Origin of the sequence: Micromonospora sp. NPDC005252, assembly GCF_042872475.1 — a bacterium.
Classification (GTDB): domain Bacteria; phylum Actinomycetota; class Actinomycetes; order Mycobacteriales; family Micromonosporaceae; genus Micromonospora.
In genome coordinates, this window is record NZ_JBIAKN010000004.1 from 143,789 (window position 1) to 150,670 (window position 6,882).

4 protein-coding genes are annotated in these 6,882 nt (G+C 69.3%); all 4 read left to right on the plus strand.

Annotation, left to right across the window (positions count from 1 at the left end; translation table 11 throughout):
- Positions 1-12: 12 nt before the first annotated feature.
- The 4 genes from araA (at position 13) to chvE (ending at position 6,757) form a co-directional block, all read left to right on the plus strand.
- The gene (araA, locus tag ACFYPH_RS13705) at positions 13-1,515 is read left to right on the plus strand and encodes an L-arabinose isomerase (protein ID WP_354861998.1); all 1,503 of its coding nucleotides are present in this window, start codon (positions 13-15) and stop codon (positions 1,513-1,515) included.
- 339 nt (positions 1,516-1,854) lie between these two features.
- Positions 1,855-3,975, plus strand: coding sequence for an RICIN domain-containing protein (locus ACFYPH_RS13710; RefSeq protein WP_387181670.1), 2,121 nt, complete (start codon positions 1,855-1,857; stop codon positions 3,973-3,975).
- A 414-nt stretch (positions 3,976-4,389) separates the two neighbouring features.
- Positions 4,390-5,379, plus strand: a complete 990-nt coding sequence (locus ACFYPH_RS13715; protein ID WP_354862002.1) for a LacI family DNA-binding transcriptional regulator — start codon at positions 4,390-4,392, stop codon at positions 5,377-5,379.
- A gap of 235 nt (positions 5,380-5,614) precedes the next feature.
- Positions 5,615-6,757: a multiple monosaccharide ABC transporter substrate-binding protein gene (gene chvE, locus ACFYPH_RS13720; protein ID WP_234582843.1), complete on the plus strand. Its 1,143-nt coding sequence runs from the start codon at positions 5,615-5,617 to the stop codon at positions 6,755-6,757.
- The last annotated feature ends 125 nt before the right edge of the window (positions 6,758-6,882 follow it).

The window sequence follows — 6,882 nt, forward strand, 5'->3', positions numbered from 1 at the left end:
GAAGGCAACCCCATGGCACCACAAACCCACCCCGAGATCTGGTTCCTCACCGGCAGCCAAGGCATGTACGGCGAGGAGACGCTCCGGCAGGTCGCCGAGCAGTCCCGCCAGATCGCGGCCGCGCTCGACGACTCGCCGCAGATTCCCGCCCGGGTGGTCTGGAAGCCCGTCCTGACCAACAGCGGTGAGATCCTGCAGGTCTGCCGGGACGCCGCCGCGCAGGGGGCCATCGGGGTCATCGCGTGGATGCACACGTTCTCACCGGCGAAGATGTGGATCTCCGGTCTGGACGCCCTGCAGACGCCACTGCTGCACCTGCACACCCAGGCGAACGTCCTGCTGCCGTGGGACGAGATCGACATGGACTTCATGAACCTGAACCAGGCCGCCCACGGCGACCGTGAGTTCGGGTACATCCAGACCCGCCTCGGGGTGGCCCGCAAGACCGTCGCCGGGCACGTGAGTGACCCGCGGGTGACCGGCCGGGTCGGGGCCTGGGCCCGCGCGGCGCTCGGCTGGTCGGCGATGCGGTCGCTGCGGCTGGCCCGCTTCGGCGACAACATGCGCGACGTCGCGGTGACCGAGGGTGACAAGGTCGAGGCGGAGCTGCGCTTCGGGGTGTCGGTCAACACCTACGGCGTCAACGACCTGGTTCAGGTGGTCGGCGAGGTCGCCGACGCCGACGTGGACGAGCTGGTCAAGGAGTACGACGACAGCTACCGCGTCGGCGCCGAGCTGCTTCCCGGGGGCGAGCGGCACGACTCCCTGCGCTACGCGGCCCGTCTGGAGCTCGGCATGCGTGCGTTCCTGGACGCTGGCGGCTTCCGGGCCTTCACCACCAACTTCGAGGACCTCGGTGGTCTGCGTCAGCTGCCCGGCATCGCCGTGCAGCGGCTGATGGCCGACGGCTACGGCTTCGGTGGTGAGGGTGACTGGAAGACGTCCGTCCTGGTCCACACCCTCAAGGCGATGTCGGTGGGGGTCGCGGGCGGCACGTCGTTCATGGAGGACTACACCTACGACCTGACTCCGGGTCAGGAGCTGGTGCTGGGCGCCCACATGCTCGAGGTCTGCCCGACCATCGCGTCCGACGTGCCCAACGTGGAGATCCACCCGCTGAGCATCGGCGGGCGGGAGGACCCGGTGCGGCTCGTGTTCGACGCCGCGCCCGGCCCGGCGGTGGTGCTCGGCCTGGCCGACATGGGGGAGCGGTTCCGGCTCGTGGCCAACGAGATCGACGTCGTGACGCCGCCGCAGCCGCTGCGCCGGCTGCCGGTCGCCCGCGCCGTCTGGCGGCCGCGACCGGACCTGCCCGGCTCGGCCGAGGCGTGGATCACCGCCGGCGCCCCGCACCACACCGTGCTGTCGCAGGCGGTGGGCACCGAGGAGCTGCACGACCTGGCCGAGATGAGCCGGACCGAGCTCGTCGTCATCGACGCCGACACCGAGCCGCGCCGCTTCGCCGACGAGATCCGCTGGAACCAGGCCTACTACCGGCTGGCCCGCGGCTTCTGATCCGCGCGCTCGCAGCGTTCTGACAAACGGGTGGTCCATTCCTGCCTGCGGGCGGGGGTGGGCCACCCGTTCGCGTGTGCGCCAGCAGGGCCACGAGGCGGTTGTGTTACGCCTTGACTAACAGCATGTTATCGCTCACAGTCTATAGCCAAGATGGTCGATGTCGTTGGCTGGTCCGGCCGCGCGCGCGTCCTACCCCGCGGTTTCGGCACCTCGTCACCGCGACGGTCGGGCGATCGGTGTTAGCGATCACATGGTCGGGCGTGGTCAGCTCGGTGCCCCGCCCGGTGCCGCGGACGCCGACCCAGACCGCACGGTTTGCGTCAGCAGAGGAGGATCATGCTTTCCATCGGTCGGGTTCCCCGGGGTGCGCCACGTGGGCGCGGGTGGCTGTCGAGACTCGCCGTCGCCGCGATGACACTGGTGGTCGGTGGCGCGGCCGCGGCGGTGGCCGCGGCGCCCGCGTCAGCGGCGACGGTCGACACCAGCGCCTGGTACGTGTTGGTGAACCGCAACAGCGGCAAGGCATTGGACGTGTACAACCTGGCCACGAACGACGGCGCTCGGATCACCCAGTGGACGCGTAACAACGGCAACCAGCAGCAGTGGCAGTTCGTGGACTCCGGTAGTGGCTACTACCGGCTCAAGTCGCGGTTGTCGGGCAAGGTGCTCGACGTCTACAACCGCTCGACCGCCAACGGCGCGGCGATCGTGCAGTGGACCGACAACAACGGCACCAACCAACAGTTCCAGCTCGCCGACTCGGACGGCGGCTACGTGCGATTGATCAACCGCAACAGCGGCAAGGTGATGGAGGTGCAGGGCGCCTCGACCGCCGACGGCGGCAACATCGTGCAGTACGACGACTGGAACGGCACCAACCAGCAGTGGCAGCTCGTGCGCGTCGACGGCGGGGGCAACCCCACCACGCCGCCCCCCACGACTCCGCCCCCGTCGAGTGGCACGTACTCGAACCCGGTGGTCTGGCAGGACTTCGCCGACGTCGACATCATCCGGGTCGACAACGTCTACTACATGTCGGCGTCCACCATGCACTACTCGCCGGGCGCTCCGGTGCTGCGCTCGTACGACCTGGTGAACTGGGAGTACGCCGGCCACTCCGTACCCCGGTTGGACTTCGGCTCGAAGTACGACATGAGCGGTGGTAACGCGTACGTCGACGGGATCTGGGCCTCGACGTTGAACTACCGGCCGAGCAACAAGACGTTCTACTGGGCCGGGTGCATCGACTTCGCGCAGACCCACATCTACACCGCGTCCGCCGTCGACTCGACGTGGAGCAAGCTCACCACCATCCCCAACTGCTACTACGACGCCGGCATGCTGATCGACGACAACGACACCATGTACGTCGCGTACGGCAACACCACCATCAGCGTCGCGCAGCTGTCCGCCGACGGAAAGACCCAGGTCCGCAGCCAGCAGGTCTACAGCACGCCGTCGAGCATCGGAACGCTGGAAGGCGCGCGCTTCTACAAGCGCAACGGCGCCTACTACATCTGGCTCACCCGGCCGGCCAACGGCCAGTACGTGCTGAAGTCGACCAACGGCCCGTTCGGCCCCTACGAGCAGCGTCAGGTGCTGCTCAACCTGCCCGGCCCGATCTCCGGTGGCGGCGTGCCGCACCAGGGCGGACTGGTGCAGACCCAGAACGGCGACTGGTACTACATGGCGTTCGTCGACGCGTACCCCGGTGGCCGGATGCCCGCCATGGCGCCGATCACCTGGACCGGCGACGGCTGGCCGGTGCTGCAGACCGTCAACGGCGCGTGGGGCAGCTCGTACCCGAAGCCGAACCTGCCCGCCGCGCCCCGGGCGGTGAAGCCACTCACCGGCACCGACACGTTCGCCGGCACCACCCTCGGCCCGCAGTGGGAGTGGAACCACAACCCGGACAACAACCGGTGGTCGGTCAACAACGGGCTGCAGCTGCAGACTGCCACGGTCACCGGCGACCTGTACGCCGCGCGCAACACGCTGACCCACCGGATCCAGGGCCCCACCTCGACCGCCACCATCGAGTTGGATTACTCCACGATGCGCGACGGTGATCGCACCGGCCTGGCGGTGTTGCGCAACTCGTCAGCGTGGATCGGGGTCCGGCGGGACAACGGGTCCACCCGCCTGGTCATGCAGAACGGGCTCACGATGGACGGCAACTGGAACACCACCAGCACCGGCAGCGAGGTGGCGAGCACCGCCGTCTCCGGTGGCCGGATCTGGTTGCGGGCCAACGCCGACATCAGACCCGGGTCCGGCCGGCTGGCCCGCTTCTCGTACAGCACCGACGGGGTCAACTTCACGTCCTTCGGCAACGCCCTGACCCTGGCGAACAACTGGCAGTTCTTCATGGGCTACCGGTTCGCCATCTTCAACCACGCCACACAGGCGCTCGGTGGCGCGGTCACCGTGCGCCGATTCGACCTGACGACACCGTGACGCCGGTCACACAACGAGTAGTCCACGGGTGACGCGAACGGACCACCTCTCCCACCGCGGAAGGTGTCCGCGTCCCCGGCTCCGGCCCGCCGCCGCCCTGTTCCGCGCTCTGTCCAGGAGCGCCGAGCGGGGCGGCGGTTCGCCGTGGCCGGCTCGGGTCAGGGGAGGCCGGCACGCGCGGCGCGGAGCGCTGCCGCCCGACCTGGCACCCGCCGTGTCGTTCACGCTCAGCCGTTCCGTGTTGGCGGCGGTGCCTGGCGTAGACTGTCGGCGATCCAGCGCTGGTCACCTGCGATTCAGCACCGGCGTGGTGGCTGAGCGAGGGGGACCGGGCCGGGCCGCTCCAGTCAACGTCGACGGGCCGCGGGTCGGGTTGCAGGCGGGGGGAGTGAAATGGCCGTGCACGGTCCCGCGATGACAGATGTCGCTCGTCTGGCCGGTGTCTCCCACCAGACGGTGTCGCGGGTGCTCAACGGGCACCCCAACGTGCGTGAGCAGACCCGGTTGCGGGTGCGGGCGGCGATCGCCGAACTCGGCTACCGCCCGAACGGCGCCGCACGCGCACTGGTGACCGGCCGGTCCCAGGTCATCGGCGTGGTGGCACAGAACACGACCCTCTACGGCCCGGCGTCACTGCTGGCCGCCCTGGAGCAGACGGCCGCGGAGGAGGGCTTCGCGGTCAGCGTGGGCAGCGTCCGCAACCTCGACCACCGCTCCATCTCGGCAGCCGTCGAGCGACACCTGGCGCACCGGGTGGCCGGCATCGTCGTCATCGCGCCGGTCGAGTCGGCCGGCGAAGCCCTGGAACGGCTGCCCAAGGACGTTCCCCTGGTGACTGTCGACGGCGATCCGCAGCGGCCGGTGCCGTTGGTGACGGTCGACCAGGTGGCTGGCGCACGGGCGGCGACCCAGCATCTCCTCGACGCGGGGCACCGCACCGTGTGGCACGTCTCGGGGCCGTCCGACTGGTTCGACAGCGCCGGCCGGATCGAGGGCTGGCGGGCGGCGCTCCTGGCCGCGGGGGTCGACCCACCGCCCCTGATGCACGGGGACTGGTCGGCGGCGTCGGGCTACCGGTGCGGGCAGATGCTCGCCCGGATGCCGGAGGTGACCGCGATCTTCACGGCCAACGACCACCTCGCGCTGGGCGTGCTGCGGGCGTTGCACGAGTTCGGGCGGCGGGTGCCGGCCGAGATCAGCGTCGTGGGTTTCGACGACGTGCCGGAGGCCGCGTACTTCATTCCGCCGCTGACGACCGTACGACCGGACTTCGACGCGGTGGCCCGGGCGAGCCTGCAGATGTTGCTGAGCCAGATCGAGTCGGGCATCGGTGGGGGTGCCCTGCGGCAGACCATCGCCCCGACCCTGGTCGCCCGCGACAGCGTCGCCCCGCCGCGCCACTGAGGGCCGCCAGCGCCGTACGCCTCGGCGGCCGCCGATCCCGGCACGTACTGGCGGCCGTCGATCAATCGTCGACCGGGTTTCGCGAGGTCGCCTCGGTGGCGAAGCCTCCGTTACGAGACCGTGACACCGGTATTTCGGATCAAGTGTTGACGTGCCCTATGTGAGCGCTAACACTACCCGAAAGGTGACAGGTGGCCCCGGCGGTCAGCGGGGGGAATCGGGAGAGGAGAAGCCCGTGAGCAGGAAATTCCTGGTTGCTCTCGGTAGTGCGGCGCTGGCGCTGAGCCTGGCGGCATGCAGTGGTGGAGGTGCCGGCAGCGGCGGCGACACCAGCGACAAGAAGCCGGGGGACCTGACGATCGGTGTCTCGATGCCGACGCAGACCTCCGAGCGGTGGATCGCCGACGGCAACGCGGTGAAGTCCAAGCTGGAGGCGAAGGGCTACAAGGTCGACCTGCAGTACGCGGGCGACGACATCCCCACCCAGTCGCAGCAGGTCGACCAGATGATCACCCAGGGCGCCGACGTCCTGGTCATCGCAGCGATCGACGGCACCGCGCTCAGCAGCCAGCTGCAGGCCGCCGCGGCCGCGAAGATCCCGGTCATCTCCTACGACCGGCTGATCCGCGGCAGCAAGGACGTCGACTTCTACGTCAGCTTCGACAACTACAAGGTTGGCGTCGCCCAGGGCACCGCGCTGCTGGTCGGTCTCGGCCTGTTGAACAAGGACGGCTCGAAGGGCACCGCCAAGGGGCCGTTCAACATCGAGCTCTTCGCCGGCTCGCTCGACGACAACAACACGCAGTACTTCTTCGGCGGGGCGATGGACACCCTGAAGCCGTATGTCGATGCCGGCACGCTGAAGGTCAAGTCCAAGCAGACCACCCCCGAGCAGGTCGCCACCCTGCGGTGGCAGCAGGAGACCGCGCAGAAGCGGATGGAGAACCTGCTCACCTCCAGCTACAACGACGGCTCCAAGGTCGACGGCGTGCTGTCGCCGTACGACGGCATCTCCCGGGGCATCATCACCGCCCTGCAGAACGCCGGCTACGGTAGCGGCGCCAAGAAGCTGCCCGTCGTGACCGGTCAGGACGCGGAGATCGCCTCGATCAAGCTGATCAACGACGGCGTGCAGAACTCGACCGTCTTCAAGGACACCCGCCTGCTGGCCGACCAGGCCGTGAACGCCGCCGAGGCGTTCCTGCAGAAGAAGCAGCCGCAGGCGAACGACACGCAGACGTACAACAATGGCGTCAAGGTCGTTCCGGCTTACCTGCTGCCGATCGCTACCGTCTACAAGGACGACATCAAGGCTACGCTGATCGACTCCGGTTACTGGACGGCGGAAGAGGTCGCCGCCGGTCAGGCCAAGAAGTAAGTCACCCCGTCGGGGGGGGGGGGGGGCCCCCCCCCCCCCCCCCCGCCGGCCCCCCCCCCCCCGGCCGCCGCCCGGGCGGGTCAGAGTGGGGGCCCACCCCGCAGCTGGGGGGGTGCTGGGCGACA

Coding starts and splice junctions, on each gene's coding strand:
- araA (WP_354861998.1), top strand. CDS start 13: ATGGCACCACAAACCCACCCCGAGATCTGGTTCCTCACCGGCAGCCAA.
- ACFYPH_RS13710 (WP_387181670.1), top strand. CDS start 1,855: ATGCTTTCCATCGGTCGGGTTCCCCGGGGTGCGCCACGTGGGCGCGGG.
- ACFYPH_RS13715 (WP_354862002.1), top strand. CDS start 4,390: ATGACAGATGTCGCTCGTCTGGCCGGTGTCTCCCACCAGACGGTGTCG.